General features: G+C 33.1%; 17 protein-coding genes. All 17 read left to right on the forward strand.

The window, feature by feature from the left end:
• Window positions 1–55: 55 nt before the first annotated feature.
• The 17 genes from ACWPVO_RS08470 to aspS all read left to right on the forward strand — a co-directional run bounded on the left by ACWPVO_RS08470 (window position 56) and on the right by aspS (window position 18,062).
• Complete coding sequence (locus tag ACWPVO_RS08470; RefSeq protein WP_005956864.1) at window positions 56–817, forward strand: hypothetical protein; 762 nt, start codon at window positions 56–58, stop codon at window positions 815–817.
• Between the two features lie 38 nt (window positions 818–855).
• On the forward strand, window positions 856–1,350 hold the full coding sequence (gene ruvC / locus ACWPVO_RS08475; protein WP_005956739.1) for a crossover junction endodeoxyribonuclease RuvC: 495 nt from the start codon (window positions 856–858) through the stop codon (window positions 1,348–1,350).
• Window positions 1,350–1,934: a Holliday junction branch migration protein RuvA gene (gene ruvA / locus ACWPVO_RS08480; RefSeq protein WP_412276163.1), complete on the forward strand. Its 585-nt coding sequence runs from the start codon at window positions 1,350–1,352 to the stop codon at window positions 1,932–1,934. The genes ruvC and ruvA overlap by 1 nt, the downstream gene beginning before the upstream one ends.
• A gap of 4 nt (window positions 1,935–1,938) precedes the next feature.
• A complete protein-coding gene (ruvB, locus tag ACWPVO_RS08485) occupies window positions 1,939–2,940 on the forward strand; it encodes a Holliday junction branch migration DNA helicase RuvB (protein ID WP_195443079.1) in 1,002 nt (333 codons plus the stop codon).
• Window position 2,941: 1 nt separating this feature from the next.
• Window positions 2,942–4,060, forward strand: coding sequence for a SpoIID/LytB domain-containing protein (locus ACWPVO_RS08490; protein ID WP_454207786.1), 1,119 nt, complete (start codon window positions 2,942–2,944; stop codon window positions 4,058–4,060).
• Between the two features lie 13 nt (window positions 4,061–4,073).
• Window positions 4,074–5,093, forward strand: coding sequence for a tRNA preQ1(34) S-adenosylmethionine ribosyltransferase-isomerase QueA (queA, locus tag ACWPVO_RS08495; protein WP_005956720.1), 1,020 nt, complete (start codon window positions 4,074–4,076; stop codon window positions 5,091–5,093).
• 5 nt (window positions 5,094–5,098) lie between these two features.
• Window positions 5,099–6,211 (forward strand): tRNA guanosine(34) transglycosylase Tgt, encoded by a 1,113-nt coding sequence (gene tgt / locus ACWPVO_RS08500; RefSeq protein WP_413014034.1) that lies wholly within the window; start codon window positions 5,099–5,101, stop codon window positions 6,209–6,211.
• Between the two features lie 80 nt (window positions 6,212–6,291).
• Entirely contained in the window at window positions 6,292–6,591 is a 300-nt protein-coding gene (yajC, locus tag ACWPVO_RS08505) for a preprotein translocase subunit YajC (RefSeq protein WP_005956830.1), read from the forward strand.
• 8 nt (window positions 6,592–6,599) lie between these two features.
• Complete coding sequence (scfA, locus tag ACWPVO_RS08510; protein ID WP_005956826.1) at window positions 6,600–6,746, forward strand: six-cysteine ranthipeptide SCIFF; 147 nt, start codon at window positions 6,600–6,602, stop codon at window positions 6,744–6,746.
• A gap of 52 nt (window positions 6,747–6,798) precedes the next feature.
• On the forward strand, window positions 6,799–8,151 hold the full coding sequence (gene scfB, locus ACWPVO_RS08515; RefSeq protein ID WP_412593331.1) for a thioether cross-link-forming SCIFF peptide maturase: 1,353 nt from the start codon (window positions 6,799–6,801) through the stop codon (window positions 8,149–8,151).
• Window positions 8,152–8,267: 116 nt separating this feature from the next.
• On the forward strand, window positions 8,268–10,058 hold the full coding sequence (recJ, locus tag ACWPVO_RS08520) for a single-stranded-DNA-specific exonuclease RecJ (RefSeq protein WP_454207790.1): 1,791 nt from the start codon (window positions 8,268–8,270) through the stop codon (window positions 10,056–10,058).
• Complete coding sequence (locus ACWPVO_RS08525) at window positions 10,042–12,189, forward strand: RelA/SpoT family protein (RefSeq protein ID WP_454207792.1); 2,148 nt, start codon at window positions 10,042–10,044, stop codon at window positions 12,187–12,189. Before recJ ends, ACWPVO_RS08525 begins: the two co-directional genes overlap by 17 nt.
• A gap of 4 nt (window positions 12,190–12,193) precedes the next feature.
• Window positions 12,194–12,643: a D-aminoacyl-tRNA deacylase gene (gene dtd, locus ACWPVO_RS08530; protein WP_005956763.1), complete on the forward strand. Its 450-nt coding sequence runs from the start codon at window positions 12,194–12,196 to the stop codon at window positions 12,641–12,643.
• 8 nt (window positions 12,644–12,651) lie between these two features.
• On the forward strand, window positions 12,652–13,278 hold the full coding sequence (locus tag ACWPVO_RS08535; RefSeq protein WP_454207795.1) for an MBL fold metallo-hydrolase: 627 nt from the start codon (window positions 12,652–12,654) through the stop codon (window positions 13,276–13,278).
• Window positions 13,275–14,603 (forward strand): coproporphyrinogen dehydrogenase HemZ, encoded by a 1,329-nt coding sequence (hemZ, locus tag ACWPVO_RS08540; RefSeq protein WP_454207797.1) that lies wholly within the window; start codon window positions 13,275–13,277, stop codon window positions 14,601–14,603. The genes ACWPVO_RS08535 and hemZ overlap by 4 nt, the downstream gene beginning before the upstream one ends.
• A gap of 2 nt (window positions 14,604–14,605) precedes the next feature.
• Entirely contained in the window at window positions 14,606–16,141 is a 1,536-nt protein-coding gene (locus ACWPVO_RS08545) for a Mur ligase family protein (protein WP_454207799.1), read from the forward strand.
• Window positions 16,142–16,286: 145 nt separating this feature from the next.
• Entirely contained in the window at window positions 16,287–18,062 is a 1,776-nt protein-coding gene (gene aspS / locus ACWPVO_RS08550; RefSeq protein WP_454207801.1) for an aspartate--tRNA ligase, read from the forward strand.
• Window positions 18,063–18,068: the final 6 nt, after the last annotated feature.

Genomic DNA, 18,068 nt, shown 5'->3' on the forward strand with positions numbered 1-18,068 from the left:
ATCCTTCGTGACTTATAGTATAATTATTTTATACGAAGTAACGGAGGATTTTTTTATGGAATTGGCAGAAAAATTAAATCAGACACCTTATAAAAGGCTTGCCTTTAAAGATATAAAAAAATACCTAATCGCAAACTTTTTGTACAAGGGCGACTTGGATAGCATAAATATTTTACTCAATCTTTACAATGTTTATGAATCCATTGAAAATATTTATCCAAGGTATGTAACTCTTGAAAATTTGAGAAAGGATATTGTAAAAGTTTATAGGCAAAAAGAGGGAATTGAACTTATAGCTAGAAACCTCTCCAACCTTATTCATGATGACATAAATAGGCTTGAACTTTACTTATATTTAGAGGGCTATAGACTTGGGTTTAACTCAAAAAAGCACATAAATATGCTTGAGATAATAACCTTGAAGCACCTTACAATAGATGAACTTTACAATAGAAAAAAACTTTTTCAATATGAATTTAAAAACGAAGAAGTTTTATCTTTTAAGAAGTTAGTTTTTAAAGAAATAAGAAAAGATAGGCAAATAAGGATTTTTATAAAAAACACTCTTACTGATGTTAGAAAAAGACTTCTCAATAGTAAGATCCAAAGTATAAACGACCACCTAGACTTGCAGCTTATTTTTAGAAGTCAAGATGACGACGTTGAAATAAAAGAAGTTGACTCCTACTTAACTGATTCTGAAATTGAAAATTTAAATAATAAGATTTCTAAATTTCTCTACATAGATTGCTTCAGAGTTTTTAGAAATGCTTTTTGGGATGGAGTTAATGATAGAGTTTTAAAGAGATACAAGTAAGGATAGTTTTATACTATCCTTTTTAAAGTGGTGATAAATTGATAATTTTGGGAATTGACCCAGGGATAGCTATTGTTGGATATGGATTTCTAGAACTTAAAGGAAATTCTTATAAAGTTTTAGATTATGGGGCAATAACAACAGAGGCGAAGGTTCCTCTTCCAGAAAGACTAAATACTATCTATGAAGAAATGAATGAACTTATAGAAAGATACAAGCCTGACGACATAGCCTTTGAAGAATTGTTTTTTAATAAGAATGTTAAGACGGCAATTACAGTTGCCCAAGCTCGTGGAGTTGAAGTCCTTGCTGCCAAAGAATCTGGAGCAGGACTTTATGAATACACGCCTCTTCAAGTAAAACAAGCCATAGTTGGTTATGGAAGGGCTACAAAAAATCAAGTTCAAGAGATGGTAAGAATTATTTTAAACTTAGAAAAGGTTCCAAAACCTGACGACGTTGCAGATGCCTTGGCAGTTGCAATAACTCATGGAAGCTCGATTAAGTTTAAAGAAAGTTTTAGGATGATATAATGATAGAATTTTTAAGGGGAAGAGTTCACTCTACTGACAGGGGATACCTAGTACTTGAATCCAATGGAATAGGCTATATAGTTAATATGGTGGAAAGAGAACTTCACACATTTTATGAAAATGAAGAAGTTTTCATCAACATTAGGCTGGTTTTAAGGGAAGATGCGGCAATTTTATATGGATTTAGACATATAGAAACAAGAGATGCTTTCGATCTTCTTACAAGTGTAACAGGAATTGGTCCTAAGTTAGCCATGGGAATTCTTGATGGCGATGATGTCTTTAATATTGCAAAATATATTTTATCCAAGGATGAAAAATCTCTTACAAAATTACCTGGTATAGGGAAGAAAACTGCTCAAAGAATAATTCTTGAATTAAAGGATAAGGTTGAGAAGTTAGACCTAGACTTAACTTCTATGACTGATAATGTAGAAATTATCGAAGAAAAGGACGATTCAGCAGTTGAGGCCCTAATTTCCTTAGGTTATAATGTATATGATGCTAAAAAAGCACTAGAAAAGGTAGATCCTTCTCTTGATATTTCTGAGAGAATAAGAGAAGCTTTAAAATTAATGGGTTGATATAATGGAAAAAAATAGATTAGTTGAGCCAGAACTTATTGATGGCGATGCTAGGGAGGTAAGTCTTAGACCTAAGTGGTTAGAAGAGTATATTGGCCAAGAAAAGGTAGTTAAGAATTTAAAAATTTTTATCGAAGCTGCAAAAAACAGGTCAGAACCCTTGGATCACACACTTTTAAGTGGACCACCAGGACTTGGGAAAACCACACTTGCTGGCATAATTGCCAATGAGATGGGGGTTAATCTAAAGGTTACATCTGGTCCTGCAATTGAAAAGCAGGGAGACCTAGCAAGTATTCTTACAAATTTAAATAATGACGATGTTCTATTTATTGATGAAATTCACAGGCTAAATAAGTCTGTGGAGGAAATCTTATATCCTGCTATGGAGGACCATGCATTAGATATAATAATAGGCAAGGGACCTTCTGCAAGATCAATTAGACTTGACCTTGCACCTTTTACACTTATTGGTGCCACAACAAGGGCAGGTATGCTTACGTCACCTCTTAGGGATAGGTTTGGGGTAATGTTAAAGCTAGACCTTTATGATACAAAGTCTTTAGTTGAGATTATAATGAGGTCAGCTAAAATTTTAAATGTTCCCATAGAAGAAGAGGGAGCTTTAGAAATTGCAAGAAGATCAAGGGGAACACCTAGAATTGCCAATAGGCTTTTAAAAAGAGTAAGAGACTATGCTGAAGTAAAGGAAGGTGGAGTTATAACAACTAAGGTTGCCATAAAGGGACTTAACCTTCTTGAAATCGACAAGTTTGGCTTAGACAATATTGACAGAAGAATTATACTTACAATGATTGAGAAATTCAACGGTAGGCCAGTTGGAATTGATGCGATTTCAGCTGCTATTGGTGAAGATAAGGGAACAGTAGAAGATGTTTATGAGCCTTATTTAATGCAAATAGGCTTTATTATTAGAACGCCTAGAGGAAGAATGGCCACTAAAAGGGCCTATGACCATTTTGGTTTGGAGTATAAGGATGAATAAAATGAAAAAAATATTATTGTTAGCTTTATTTTTGGTTTTACTGCCATTAAATATCTTTGCTAAGGAAGACTATGACAAGATTGACATTAAGGTTGGAAAATCTATTTCAGCTGGTGAAACTTTAAAATTAAAATCTAAATCTAATTTAAAAGTTGTGACTTCTGATGAACAAGTAATAAACAATACAAACAACAATGAAATTAATATTATATTTGATGGAAATAAAATTAATTTAGATGGAAAGAATTTTAAATTAAATAACTTTCCACAAAATGGAGCCTTTTTAATATCCTCTGATTCTCCTATTTACGTAGACAAAATCAAGAGAAACTATGGGGGAGCAATTTCCTTTAGAGTTAATAACAAAAAACTTGATGTAGTAAATAGGGTGGATATAGACGAGTACTTAAAGGGAGTTCTCCCAAAAGAAATGAGCCCAAGTTTTCCAATGGAATCTCTAAAAGCTCAAGCCTTGTGCTCAAGGTCCTTTGCTATAAATAATTACAACAAATTTATAAAAAAAGGTTATAACCTTGACGACACTACAAGCTCACAAGTTTATTATGGAAAAGATGTTGAGAACAAATCTACAAATAAGGCTGTAGAAGATACTCTTGGCCAAGTTATTAAATATAAGGGTGAAGTTGCAGAGACAATTTTCTGTGCTTCTTCTGGTGGTTATACTGTCGCTTCTTCTGAAGCTTGGGGTGGAAATAGTGTTCCTTACCTTATTGCACAAGAAGATCCTTATTCAGTTCATCCATGGAAGTATGAGCTTAAAGATAGTGACTTAAAGAAGTTAAATTTATCTGATGCATTTAGCGTTAGTCTTGACTACAATAATTCGAATAGAGTTAACAACTTAACTTTTTCTACATCAAAGGGAGATGTAAAAATAAAGGCTACTGATTTTAGAAAAAAAATTGGCAATACAATTATCAAATCAACCTTATTTGATGTAAATGTAATAGGAAATAAAATATTTGTAAGTGGAAAGGGATATGGACATGGTGTTGGCATGAGTCAATACGGTGCTGTTGAAATGGCAAAAAAAGGAAGCAATTACAAGGATATTATTGAATTTTATTTTCCAGGAACAAATATTGAAAAAATAAAATAATAGAAAGGCGAAAATGAAAACAAAAGATTTTTATTACGACTTACCAAAGGAATTAATAGCACAGCATCCTGAAGAAAAAAGAGATCATTCAAGACTTCTTGTTTTAGATAAAGAAAGTGGAGAAATGGAACACAAACACTTTTATGACATTATAGATTATCTCAAGAAGGGTGATTTGTTGGTATTAAACGACACCAAGGTAATGCCTGCAAGAATTTATGGACACAGGGAAGGAAAAGAAGAAAAAATTGAATTTCTTCTTTTAAATAGAAAAGATGACATTTGGGAATGTCTATCTAAACCTGGTAAAAAAGCAAAAATAGGAAGTAAAATTATTTTTAGTGATAAACTTTCTGCTGAAGTTGTAGATATTTCTGAAGACGGATCTAGATTTTTAAAGTTTGAATATGACGGAATATTTGAAGAAATCTTAGATGAACTTGGAGAAATGCCACTTCCACCCTATATAACAGAAAAATTAGAGGATAAAAATAGGTATCAAACAGTTTACGCAAGGGAAGAAGGATCAGCTGCAGCACCAACTGCAGGACTTCATTTCACAAAGGAATTATTAGAAAAATTAAAAGATAAGGGTGTAGAAATTTGTTACATTACCCTTCACGTTGGGCTAGGAACCTTTAGACCAGTGAAGGTGGAAAATGTTGATGAACATGAAATGCACTCTGAATTTTATGTAATGACAAAGGAAGTTGCAGATAAAATAAATGCAGCCAAGGACAGGGGAAGCAGGGTAATAGCAGTTGGCACTACAAGTGTGAGAACAGTTGAGTCAATTGCAAATGAAGATGGAAGAGTTTGTGAAAAAAGTGGATTTACAAATATATTTATTTATCCACCCTATAAGTTTAAGTGTGTTGATGCACTGATAACTAACTTTCACTTGCCAGAATCCACTCTTCTAATGCTTGTTTCATCCTTATCAAGTAGAGAGATTATTTTAAAGGCATATGAAGAAGCTGTTAAAGAAAGATATAGATTTTTCAGTTTTGGTGATGCCATGTTTATAAGGTAGGTTTTATGTTTAAATTTGAATTATTAAAGACTTCTAAGGATTCAAAGGCAAGACTTGGAAAAATAACAACTAATCATGGAGAAATTGAAACTCCAATTTTCATGCCAGTTGGAACAAGAGCAACAGTAAAGACTATGACTCCTGAAGAGTTAAAAGATATTGGAGCACAAATAATTTTATCTAATACCTATCATTTATTTTTAAGACCAGGGACTGAGATAATAGAAAAAGCTGGAGGTCTTCACAAGTTTATGAATTGGGACAAACCAATTTTAACAGATTCAGGAGGATTTCAGGTTTTTTCTTTATCAGATAATAGAAAAATTACTGAAGAAGGCGTTCATTTTAGGAGTCATATTGACGGGAGCAAGATGTTTATCTCTCCTGAAAAATCAATTGATATCCAAAACATTTTGGGATCAGATATAATTATGGCCTTTGACGAATGTGCACCCTATCCAGCAAGCCATGAATATATAGATCATTCAATGAGAAGAACTCTTAGATGGGCTGAAAGATGTAAGAACCACCATAAGAACGTAGATAATCAAACTATTTTTGGAATTATTCAAGGTGGTATGTATAAGGACCTAAGAGAAATTTCTGCAAAAGAAATGGTGGATATGGACTTTAAGGGTTATTCTATTGGAGGACTTTCAGTTGGTGAACCTATTGATTTAATGACTGAAATCTTAGATTACACAACAGACTTCATGCCTGAAAATAAACCTAGATACTTAATGGGAGTAGGTAGTCCAGACTACTTATTCGAAGCAGTAGAAAGAGGAGTGGACATGGCAGACTGTGTTCTTCCTACAAGAATTGCAAGAAATGGGACTGTCTTAACTCATCTGGGAAGAATTCCAATTAAAAATGCAATTTATAAGGATGACTTCTCAAGATTAGATGATGAATGCGATTGCTACACTTGTAGAAACTATTCTAAGGCATATCTTAGACACTTATTTAATGTAGACGAGATACTTGGAATGAGGCTTGCAACTATTCACAATCTTTATTTCTTAATCGACATGATGAAAAATATTAGAGAGTCTATTAAAGGAGACTACTTCTTAGAATATAAAAAAGATTTTTATAAAAAATACGGTTACAAGTAAAGTCTTAAAGATATTCTTGTTAAGTTATAAGATAAAATGTATAATATAATTATAAATCATAAATAAGAAAGGGGTTAATAATGAATCAAAACGCAATGTTAAACTTTATTCCCTTAATATTGATGTTTGTTGTTTTTTATTTCTTCGTAATAAGACCGCAAAAGAAAAAAGCAAATGAAATAAATGAAATGCGTGAAAACTTAAAGGTTGGAGATAAAATAATAACAATCGGCGGTATTATTGGAAAAATTATCCTTGTAAAGGAAGATTACTTAGTTATCGAAACTTCATCTGACAACACAAAAATTGAAGTCATGAAGTGGGGAATTAATGGTACTTATAAAAAGAATGCTGATCTAAAAGATGCTGAAGAAGAATAGGAGATATTATGAAACACATTAAAACACTTACACAAAAAAATCTTAAGAAAACTTATGAAAAAGGCGGATGTGGCGAATGTCAAACATCTTGTCAATCAGCTTGCAAAACTAGCTGTACAGTTGGAAATCAAAAATGTGAAAATTCTGAAAACTAAGGCAAGGGAAACCTTGCTTTTATTTTGTTAGGGGTTAAGTAAAGGAGAAAAGATGGAAGAAAGAATTCATAAATTTTATTTAAATAATAGATACATTGTCCTTGATATAGCAAGTGGCTCAGTTCATGTTGTAGAAAAAATTGTATACGAAATGATTGATGACTATGAAAAATTATCTAAAGATGAAATCATAGAAAAATATTCAAAACTATATAATGAAGAAGATGCTAAAGAAGCCTATGAAGAAATAGACTACTTGGCTAAGGAAGATTTATTATTTTCTGAAGATGAACACTTTAAACTTCCTCGATTCAATCCTCAAAATGTAGTAAAGGCACTTTGCCTTCATGTTGCTCACGACTGTAACCTAAGATGTAAGTATTGCTTTGCATCTCAAGGTGACTTCAAGGGAGATAGAAGTCTTATGACTTTTGAAACAGGTAAGAAGGCCTTAGACTTTCTTCTACAAAATTCTGGTAACAGGAGAAATCTTGAAGTGGATTTCTTCGGTGGCGAACCTCTAATGAATTTTGACTTAGTAAAAAAACTTGTAGCTTATGGTAGAGAAGAAGAAAAGAAATATGACAAACACTTTAGATTCACAATTACAACTAATGGCGTCCTACTAAATGACGAAATAGAAGAATTTATTAATGAGAACATGGACAATGTAGTTCTATCAATTGATGGAAGAAAAGAAATTAATGATGAAATGCGTCCTACTACAAATGGTAAGGGGTCTTATGACATTATAGTTCCAAAGTTCAAAGAACTTATTGATAAGAGAGGAGACAAAGACTACTTTATAAGGGGAACTTTCACAAATGAAAATTTAGACTTTTCAGAAGACTTAAAGGACTTCTACTCTCATGGATTTAAAAAGACTTCTATTGAACCAGTAGTTACTGATGAGAGAGAGCCTTACGCAATAAGAGAAGAACATCTTGATAAAATTCTTAATGAATATGAAAAAATGTCCAAGGATTATATTGAAATAAGAAAGAAAGATAAGGACTTTTCCTTCTTCCACTTTATTATTGACCTATCTCAAGGACCTTGTATAGTTAAGAGGACTGTTGGTTGTGGTGCTGGATCGGAATATGTTGCTATAACTCCACAAGGAGAAATTTATCCTTGTCACCAATTTGTTGGTGAAGAAGACTTCTTGCTTGGTAATGTTGATGAAGGAATAAAAAACACTGACCTTAGAGACACTTTTAAAAATTCCAACGTTTATACTAATGAAGACTGTCCTACTTGTTGGGCAAGATACTACTGCTCAGGTGGTTGTCACGCCAACGCTTATTACAGCAACAATGACTTAAGCAAACCTTACAAGGTTGGATGTGAAATGGAAAAGAAAAGAATTGAATGTGCAATTTCAGTTCTAGCTAATGAAGAATAATAAAATCTTTTGAAGAACCCCCATGAGGGTTCTTTTTTTGTTGCTTGATAGCCTAATTGTTTTACCTAAATGATAATTTTTGATATAATTAATCGTATATATAAAGTGGTGATTAAATGGAAAGATGGTTTATAAAAAACAAAAGTGATCCTGGAATCGACTATAAAAAATTAGGGATAAACAATGTCATATATAAAATTTTACTCAATAGGGAAATAAATACTGAAGAAGACATTCGAGAGTTTTTAGAGCCAAGTCTTTCAAATTTAAATTCGCCTATTTTGTTAAAGGACATGGTCAAGGCTTCAAATATAATTTTAAGTCACTTGGCTAAGAAAAATAAAATTAGAATTATTGGAGACTATGATGTTGACGGTGTAACATCAACTTATATATTGTATGAAGGCTTAAGGACTATTGGTGGAGATGTCTCTTATGACATACCTCATAGAGTTAAAGATGGCTATGGAATCAACAAAAATTTAATTGACAAGGCTAATGAAGATGGTGTCAAGTGCATTATAACTTGTGACAATGGAATAGCTGCAAGAGATGCAGTTGATTATGCCATGTCTTTAGATATTGATGTAGTTGTAACTGACCATCATGAGGTGCCGAAGATTATTAAAGATGGAAATGAAGTTGAGATTATACCAGAGGCAAGTGCAGTTATAGATCCAAAACAGTCTGCTTGCTCTTATCCCTTTAAGGAAATTTGCGGAGGAGTCGTTGCCTTTAAACTCATAGAGTATCTATTCTTGATCAAAGGAGTAGACAAGGAAGAGTTTTATGAAAAATTCTTGCCCTATGCTGCCATAGCAACTGTTTGCGATGTAATGCCACTTACAAATGAAAACAGGGTTATAGTTTCTGAGGGAATTAAGATCTTAAGGGAAAGCAAAGATTTGGGCCTTAATGCCTTAATAGAGGCAGCCGATATAAAAAAAGATGATATTGATGTTTACCATCTTGGTTTTATCCTTGGACCAACTATTAATTCCAGTGGAAGGCTTGAATCTGCTAAAGAAGCCCTAGAATTATTTTTGGAAAAGGACTATTCTATTGCTCTTGAAAAGGCCAAAGAATTAAGAGACCTAAATTATGAAAGACAAAAGCTAACTAGTGATGCCTTTGAAGTAATAGATGAGAAGATACAGAAAGAAGGATTGCTAGATAAGCATAAGGTTTTAATAGTTTATGAAGAAGGCTTAAATGAATCCATTCTTGGTATTGTTGCTGGAAAAATCAAAGAAAAGTATTACAGACCAAGCGTAGTTCTAAGTGATTCCAAGGACTTAATTAAGGGATCTGGAAGAAGTATTGAAGAATATAATATGTTCCAAGAATTTTCTAAATCAAAGGAATACCTGAGGAGTTTTGGCGGTCACAAGATGGCCTGCGGACTAGCTCTTCCCCTAGAAAACCTAGATGACTTTATTAGGGATGTAGACCAAAAAGAGAGCTTAACAAGGAACGACTTAATAAGAAAGATTTATATTGATGGAAATTTAGAGCTCAAATACATTAGCATGAAGCTTGTCCAGGACATAGAGGCTCTGGCTCCCTTTGGAAATGGAAACTCTGCGCCGAAGTTTGGTGCTAAAAACTTACAGATAAAATCCCTTAATATCTTGGGTAAAAATAAAAACTTTTTAAAGATGACTTTATCCCAAGATAATATAAATTACACAGGAATATTATTTGAAGATTCAAAAATATTTTTAAATAAGCTTGCTAGTTCCTATGTCAGGGAAGAAGTTATGGGTCTTTTAAATGGAAGGCCTTCAAATATATTTATAGATATAGTTTTTAATCTTGACTTAAATAAATTTAATGGAAATGTTACTATTCAGCTAAAGATAAAAAGCTATAGAATCACAGGTGAGAAGAATGTTATTAATAGATGAATTAATTGAAAAAGTAAAATCCTATAATGAAAATGCTGATATAGACATGATTAAACGTGCCTATAAGATGGCTGATGAACACCACAGGGGACAAAAGAGAAATTCTGGTGAAGATTATATTATTCATCCACTTAATGTCAGCTTGATTTTGGCAGACATGAATATGGATACAGCAACTATAGTTGCTGGTCTTCTTCATGATGTAGTTGAAGATACAGATGTAACTCTTGAAGATGTTAAAAATGAATTTGGTCAAGAAATTGCTGACCTAGTTGACGGCGTTACAAAGTTAAAACAATTAAATTATAAAAACAAGGAAGAAAAACAAGCCGAAAATATAAGAAAAATGGTTCTTGCCATGGCCAAGGACATTAGGGTTATTATTGTTAAATTAGCCGATAGGCTTCATAACATGAGAACTCTTGAGTACATGACTGATGCCAAGAAGATTGAAAAGGCAACAGAAACTGTTGAAATCTATGCACCAATAGCTGATAGGCTTGGTATGAGCAGGATTAAGTGGGAACTTGAAGACCTTTCACTTAGGTATCTTGATGAAGAAGGCTATTATGAATTAGTAGACATGGTCAACAAGAGAAGGAATGAAAGAGAAGATTTAATCAACCACATAATAGGACTTCTTGAAGAAAACCTAAAAAATGTTGGAATTGAATGTGAAATTAAGGGAAGACCAAAGAACTTCTACTCAATTTATAAGAAGATGAAGAAGAAGGGCAAGGTCTTTGATGAAATTTATGACCTTTCTGCAGTTAGAATCTTAACGCATTCAATAAAAGACTGTTATGGTGCCCTAGGTGTTGTTCATACACTTTTTAAACCAATACCAGGCAGGTTTAAGGACTATATAGCCATGCCTAAGCCTAATAAGTATCAATCTCTTCACACAACTGTTATAGACAACAATGGTGAGACTTTTGAAGTTCAAATTAGGACTTATGAAATGCATCAAACTGCTGAATATGGTATTGCTGCCCATTGGAAATACAAGGCAGGAGTTTCTAAGGAAACTGCCTTTGATGAAAACTTAACTTGGCTTAGACAATTGCTTGAATGGCAAAAGGACTTAAATGATCCAGGCGACTTCATGGATACCTTAAAGATTGACTTCTTTGCTGATGAAGTATTTGTATTCACTCCAAGGGGAGATGTTATAAATCTACCAGAAGGTTCAACTCCAATTGACTTTGCCTATAGGATTCACTCCCAAGTTGGTAACACTTGCGTAGGTGCTAAGGTTAATGGAAGGATTGTACCACTTAATTACACCCTACAAAGTGGAAACATTGTTGATGTTATTACAAATCCAAACACAAGCCCATCTCTTGATTGGTTAAAAATTGTCAAGAGTCCTCAAGCTCGTAAAAAAATCTTGCAATATTTTAAGGTTAAAGATAAGGAAAAGAATATTGAAAGAGGACGAGATTCCATTGAAAGAGAAGTTAAGAAACTTGGCTACGAAACTCACAAAATCTTACGTGATGATTGGCTAGAAGAAGTAAAAGAAAAATTAAATATGCTTAGTCTTGATGAAATGTATGCAGCAGTTGGCTTTGGAACTATAACTACTGCTCAGGTAACTGCAAAATTACAAGACATTTATAACAAGCATTACAAGAAAGACGACAAAGCCATTGAAGAAATTGTTGAATCTAAGAGGAGATACAATAACCAAGGAATTGAAGTCAAGGGTGTTGACGGTGTAAATGTTAGAATTGCAAAATGTTGTACACCAGTCCCTGGAGATGAAATTGTTGGTTATATAACTATTGGAAGAGGAATTTCAGTTCACAGAAAGGACTGTAAAAACCTACAAAACAATGTTGATCCAGAAAGACTTGTTGAAGTAAAATGGGAAAATTCAAATTCAACAAGCTACAGTGCTTCTATTGAAATAAGGGCCTTTGACAAGCCAAATGTTATAGCTGATATTGCAAGTAGGGTAAATGAATCTAAACTTAGCATGTCCTACTTAAATGCAAAAGTTGTAAAAAATGGTGATGCTGTAATAGATATTACTGTTGAAATAACTGACAGTGAAGAACTTGAAAGACTAATGGAAAAACTTAAGAGGATAAACAATGTCCTTGAAGTTTACAGGATAAAGGCGTGATAAAATGCGTGGAGTAGTTCAAAGAGTAAAAAGAGCAAGTGTATCTGTTGATGGCAAAGTGATTTCTAAAATCGACAAGGGGATTATGCTTTTACTCGGCATAGAAGCTAATGACGACGAAAAAGATTTAGAATATATTATAAAAAAAGTAAGCAAACTGAGAATTTTTGATGACGAAGAAGGGGTTATGAATAAGTCTCTTCTTGATTATGGTCTTGAAATTTTAGTTGTAAGTCAATTTACCCTCTATGGGGATGCCAGAAAGGGCAACAGACCATCCTACATTAGGTCGGCAAAGTTTGATGATGGAATAATTCTTTATGAAAAATTCATTGAAGAGATGAAAAATTTAGGAATTAAGGTTTCTGTTGGCGAATATGGTGCAGATATGGATGTGGAACTTATTAATGATGGGCCGGTTACTATTTTATTGGATTCAAGCAAGGAATTTTAGGTGAAATAATGGAATATAAAATTATGAAGTTAGTTGTTGGAGAGTTACAAGAAAATTGCTTCATCCTTTTTGATGAAAACAAGGATGCTTTTGTAGTTGACCCAGGTGGATCAAGTGAAAATATAATTGAGGCTATTGATAAGAACTCACTAAATATCAAATATATTTTGCTAACTCATGGTCACTTTGATCACGTAGGGGCAGTTGCTGCTCTAGTGAAAAAATACAAGGCGCCAGTTTACATGTCAAAAGATGACAGGGCCTTCTTAGAGAGTCCAAAGGAAGTCAGAGCTTCTGCCTTTGGTATGCAAATTGAAGCAGCTGATGTAGATGTCTTTGTAAAAGAGGGGGATGAAATTCCTTTTTCAGAAGGAACTATAAAAGTTATTGAAACGCCAGGCCATACTCTAGGATCAGTTTGCTATTTATTTGAAAATTATTTGTTTGCAGGAGACACTCTTTTTAATGGATCCATAGGAAGGACTGACTTTCCAGAATCAGATCATTCACTTATGATTGAATCTTTAAAAAAATTAAAAAAACTTGACGATGAGATTTATGTCCTATCAGGTCACGGTCCTGAGTCACAAATATCCTATGAGAAAATGACAAATCCTTATCTTAGACAATTATGATAAAAATAGAAAACGAAAGCGAAGGCTTAAAGAAATCAATTTTCGAATTTTTTAGGATGAAGCTTCCTAAAGATTATGAAGATTTAAACTTTGACATCAAAATAAAAATTGAAGACCAAAATGTTTTTATTAGCATCTTTGGATACAAGATAAAGGCTAGTGAAAGGCTTAGGCTTAGGGATGAAAAAGCTCACTTCGCTATTAAGAGATATTTATTTGACTTGTTTTCTAAGGAAGAAAATTTTAATCCAAGCTTTGGAATTCTGACTGGAGTGAGGCCCTTAAAACTTATATCAAAAGTTTTTGAGGGCTCTTCCTATGATGAGTCCCTTAAAATTTTATGGGACAAGTATAGGATTGGAAATGAGGAGGTAGATTTTTTATATAAAATTTATAAAAATCAAGAAGATCTAAGGCTTAATTCCAATTTAAAAAATTATAATGTCTATGTGCACATACCCTTTTGCCCATCAAGGTGCCTTTATTGTTCCTTTGACACGACAATAGAGAACAAGGGGAAAATGGATTTATACACAAAAAATTTAACCTACGATATAAATTCCTATGAGCTTGAATTTTCTAAAGAGCCTAATTCAATTTATATAGGAGGGGGAACTCCCACATCAATTGGCTTGGACAACTTGGAAAAAATTATTGATGCACTTATTAATAAGTTTGGTAAGACTAGAGAGTTTACTGTTGAATGTGGTCGAATCGATAGCTTGAGTCTTGATATTTTAAAGATGCTTAAGGACAAGGGAGTTAATAGAATTTCTCTTAATCCACAGACTTTTAATGAAGAGGTCATTAACAAATTAAATAGGGTTTCAAACAAAGATTTTTGTTTTTGGTTTGATAAGGCAAGAGAGTTTGGTTTTGAAACTATAAATATGGATTTAATCATGGGACTTCCTGGAGAAGATAAGGCTAGTATTCTTGATTCTATAAAAAAAGCAATAGACTTTTCTCCAGAAAATATTACGCTGCACACTCTAGCCTTAAAGAATGGATCAAAACTTTTTGAAAATTCCTACCACAATAATGAAGACTTTGGAAATCTTTTGGAAGAATCGAAGAGACTTTTAATGGAAAATAATTATGAGCCCTATTATCTTTATAGGCAGAAAAAATCTGTAATTTCATCAGAGAATATTGGATATGCAAAGAAGGGTCATGCTTCAGTTTATAATATTGTTATGATGGAAGAACTTGAAAACATTATTGGCTTTGGCCTAGGCGCAAGCACAAAGATATTAAATGAAAAGGGAAAGTTTGAGAGGAATTTAAATTCTAAAAATCTTGAAGACTTTCTAAGGAGAAGATAAGCTTGAAATTAGAAAAAATTTTAAATAATTTAGATATTATTGATGCAAATTTTGAAATTGATAAAGAAATAGAAATAAAAAATATCGCCTTTCACACAGACGATGTAGTTGAGGGCGGTATTTTTGTTGCCATAAAAGGATACGTCACAGATGGTCACAAGTTTATAAAGAAAGCAAGAGAACTTGGAGCAGAAATTGCTGTAGTCGAAGACTACTCTGAGGAAGATATTAAACAAATAAGAGTTGAAAATTCAAGAATTGCCCTTGCAGACGTGGCAAGAAATTTCTATGAAGATCCTTCAAGAGATATGAATGTAATAGGGATTACTGCAACTAATGGCAAGACAACTACTGCCTTTATGGTAAATTCTATTTTAGAAGAAGATAAAAGAAATACAGGGATTATTGGAACTGTGTTAACAAGATATGCCGATGTAATGATTCCATCTGTACTTACAACGCCAGAGTCCTTAACTCTTCAATCCTATTTTAGGGATATGAAGGACAAGGGAGTAACTGATGTGACTATGGAAGTTTCTTCATCTGCTCAAGAATTATATAGAAATAAAAACATTGATTTTGATATTGTAACTTTTAATAATCTTGGCAGAGAACATATTGACCAACATGGAAGTTTTGAAAATTATTTTAGATTTAAATCAAGACTTATTAGGCACGCAAAAGAAGATGCCCTTGCAATATTAAATGCAGATGATAAAAAAATTTATTCTCTTAGGGATAAGACAAAGGCACAAGTTCTTAGCTTCTCTTTAGAAAACAATGACGCTGACTTTGGAATTCAAAATCTTGACCTTTCAACTGGTAAGGGAAAATTTACTTTTAAAATAAACAGAGATATAAAAATAAAAAATTTTATTTTAGAAAAATCTGAATTTAATATTGAACTTGGTTCAGTTGGTTATTCATCAGTAATGAATTCTCTTGTTGCCATAATAATAGGTCTCTGTCTTGAAATTGATATAGAAACAATAAAGAGAGCCCTAAAGAATTTTAAGGGAGTAGAGAGAAGATTTGAACTAATATTTGATGAAGATTTTAAAATTTTAGACGACCACTTTGCCAATGAAAAAAATATTGACGCAACAATGGAAACTTTAAAGGAAATGGATTATAAAAATCTAAATATTCTCTATGCCATAAGAGGCAAAAGAGGAGTTGAAGTAAATCGTGAGATTACAGAAAGATTAGTTAAGTGGATAAAAATTTTAAAACCTAAATCACTTTCTGCAACCCTATCAAGAGATACTGTCAAGGAAAAGGACAGGGTAACTGATGAAGAACTAAAAGTTTTTAAAGATATTTTAGAAAAGAATAAAATTGATTGCAAAGTATATGACAGCCTAGAAGAGTCCATCAACGATGCTATTGACTTACTTGATCAAGATGATGTATTACTCCTTGCAGGCTGTCAAGGTATGGATAAGGGAGCAGGCTTTGTAAAGGGAAAACTTTTGAGAGAAAATAAGGTGAAAGATATTCAAGGTTTTTCTCATCGAATAGACAAGAGAATCTGTTAAAGTTGAATTTTGACAGGCCTTGCTTTATAATTAAAATAGATTTTTATGGAATAAAAACAATATAAATGGCTAATCGATTATAAAAAATGTTAACGAATAAGCTCCAAACCATTTGAGGCTTGGAGTTTAATTTTTAGGAGGAAATATGGCTGAAAAAATGGGAAATCTCAAGAGAACAAATTATTGTAATGAGATTTCAGAAGATATGATTTCAAAAGAAGTTGTCCTAATGGGTTGGGTGGCAAAGCAAAGGTCACTGGGATCCATAGTTTTTGTCGACTTAAGAGATAGAAGTGGAATTGCACAAATTGTTTTTGACGATACTTCATCAGAAGAGCTTTTAGAAAAGGCATCACACCTTCGTGGAGAATTTGTAATTGCTGTCAAGGGTGCAGTTCGTATGAGATCTTCAATCAATGAAGAATTAGAAACTGGTAGGGTTGAAGTCCTAGCTAGTGAACTTAAAATTTTAAATGAGTCTGAAGTTCCACCAATTTATGTCAAGGACAATGACAATGTTGCTGAAAACATGAGACTTAAGTACAGGACTCTTGATTTAAGAAAACCAAGTATGCAAAGAAATCTTATGATTCGTTCAAAGATTTATAAGATTACTCGTGACTTTTTCTATGAAAATGGATTTATAGAAGTCGAAACTCCTATGTTAACTAAGCCAACTCCTGAAGGAGCTAGAGACTACTTAGTCCCAAGTAGGGTTAACCCAGGCGAGTTCTATGCTCTTCCTCAATCACCACAGTTAATGAAGCAATTATTAATGGTTGCAGGAATGGATAGATACATTCAAATTACTAAGTGCTTTAGAGATGAAGATTTAAGAGCAAATAGGCAACCTGAATTTACACAAATTGACATGGAACTTAGCTTTGTTGACGAAGAAGATGTAATGGGAATAAATGAAAGATTCCTTCAAAAATTGTTTAAAGAAGTAATTAATAAAGATATTGAACTTCCTATTAAGAGAATGAAATACTCTGAAGCCATGGATAGGTTTGGGGTAGATAAGCCAGACCTTAGATTTGGTATGGAATTAAAAGATATTTCTGAAATAGTAAAAACTTGCGGCTTCAAGGTATTTGAAGGAAATACTGAAAAGGGCAAGAGTGTTAGAGGTATTAAGGTTGATGGCGGAAGTGAATTCTATTCCAAGAAGCAAGTTAAAAAACTAGAATCCTTTGTAAAAGACTATAAGGCAATGGGACTTTCTTGGATAAGAGTTGATGAAGAAATTGATTCACCAATTGCTAAATTTATCTCTGAAGAAACAATGCAAGAGATCATCTCTGCTTTTGATGCAAAACAAGGCGATTTAATTTTAATACTTGCTGATAAAAATTCTGTTGTATTTAGTGGTCTAGGTAACCTTCGTAACAAGATTGCAAGGGACATGGACCTAATTGACGAAGATGATTACAAACTTGTATGGATTACAGAATTCCCTCTATTTGAATACGATGAAGAGGAAGGAAGATACGTTGCTATGCACCATCCTTTCACAAGTCCACTTGATGAAGACGTTGATAAATTAGTAAGTGACAAGGAAAATGCAAGAGCAAAGGCTTACGATATTGTTATAAATGGTGACGAAATGGGTGGAGGAAGCATTAGAATTAACGACCCAGAAGTCCAAGAAAAAATGTTTGAAGCACTTGGCTTATCAGAAGAAGAAGCTAAGGAAAAATTTGGTTTCCTTCTTGAAGCCTTTAAGTATGGAGCTCCACCACATGGAGGACTTGCTTATGGTTTAGACAGACTTGTAATGTTATTTACAGGAGCTAAGAGTATCAGGGACGTAATAGCCTTCCCTAAAACTCAAGCTGCAACTTGTTTATTAACAGGTGCGCCAACAGAACTTACAGAAAAACAATTAGAAGAAGTCCACATTAAGGTAATTGAAGATTAAGAATAG

The sequence above is a fragment of the Peptoniphilus sp. Marseille-Q6390 genome, assembly GCF_965119475.1.

Excerpts from the sequence above, each read along its gene's own strand:
- scfA (WP_005956826.1), top strand. The coding sequence starts at position 6,600 with ATGAAACACATTAAAACACTTACACAAAAAAATCTTAAGAAAACTTAT.
- ruvA (WP_412276163.1), top strand. The coding sequence starts at position 1,350 with ATGATAGAATTTTTAAGGGGAAGAGTTCACTCTACTGACAGGGGATAC.
- scfB (WP_412593331.1), top strand. The coding sequence starts at position 6,799 with ATGGAAGAAAGAATTCATAAATTTTATTTAAATAATAGATACATTGTC.
- recJ (WP_454207790.1), top strand. The coding sequence starts at position 8,268 with ATGGAAAGATGGTTTATAAAAAACAAAAGTGATCCTGGAATCGACTAT.
- hemZ (WP_454207797.1), top strand. The coding sequence starts at position 13,275 with ATGATAAAAATAGAAAACGAAAGCGAAGGCTTAAAGAAATCAATTTTC.
- yajC (WP_005956830.1), top strand. The coding sequence starts at position 6,292 with ATGAATCAAAACGCAATGTTAAACTTTATTCCCTTAATATTGATGTTT.
- ACWPVO_RS08525 (WP_454207792.1), top strand. The coding sequence starts at position 10,042 with ATGTTATTAATAGATGAATTAATTGAAAAAGTAAAATCCTATAATGAA.
- tgt (WP_413014034.1), top strand. The coding sequence starts at position 5,099 with ATGTTTAAATTTGAATTATTAAAGACTTCTAAGGATTCAAAGGCAAGA.
- ACWPVO_RS08470 (WP_005956864.1), top strand. The coding sequence starts at position 56 with ATGGAATTGGCAGAAAAATTAAATCAGACACCTTATAAAAGGCTTGCC.
- ACWPVO_RS08535 (WP_454207795.1), top strand. The coding sequence starts at position 12,652 with ATGGAATATAAAATTATGAAGTTAGTTGTTGGAGAGTTACAAGAAAAT.
- ruvB (WP_195443079.1), top strand. The coding sequence starts at position 1,939 with ATGGAAAAAAATAGATTAGTTGAGCCAGAACTTATTGATGGCGATGCT.
- aspS (WP_454207801.1), top strand. The coding sequence starts at position 16,287 with ATGGCTGAAAAAATGGGAAATCTCAAGAGAACAAATTATTGTAATGAG.
- dtd (WP_005956763.1), top strand. The coding sequence starts at position 12,194 with ATGCGTGGAGTAGTTCAAAGAGTAAAAAGAGCAAGTGTATCTGTTGAT.
- queA (WP_005956720.1), top strand. The coding sequence starts at position 4,074 with ATGAAAACAAAAGATTTTTATTACGACTTACCAAAGGAATTAATAGCA.
- ACWPVO_RS08490 (WP_454207786.1), top strand. The coding sequence starts at position 2,942 with ATGAAAAAAATATTATTGTTAGCTTTATTTTTGGTTTTACTGCCATTA.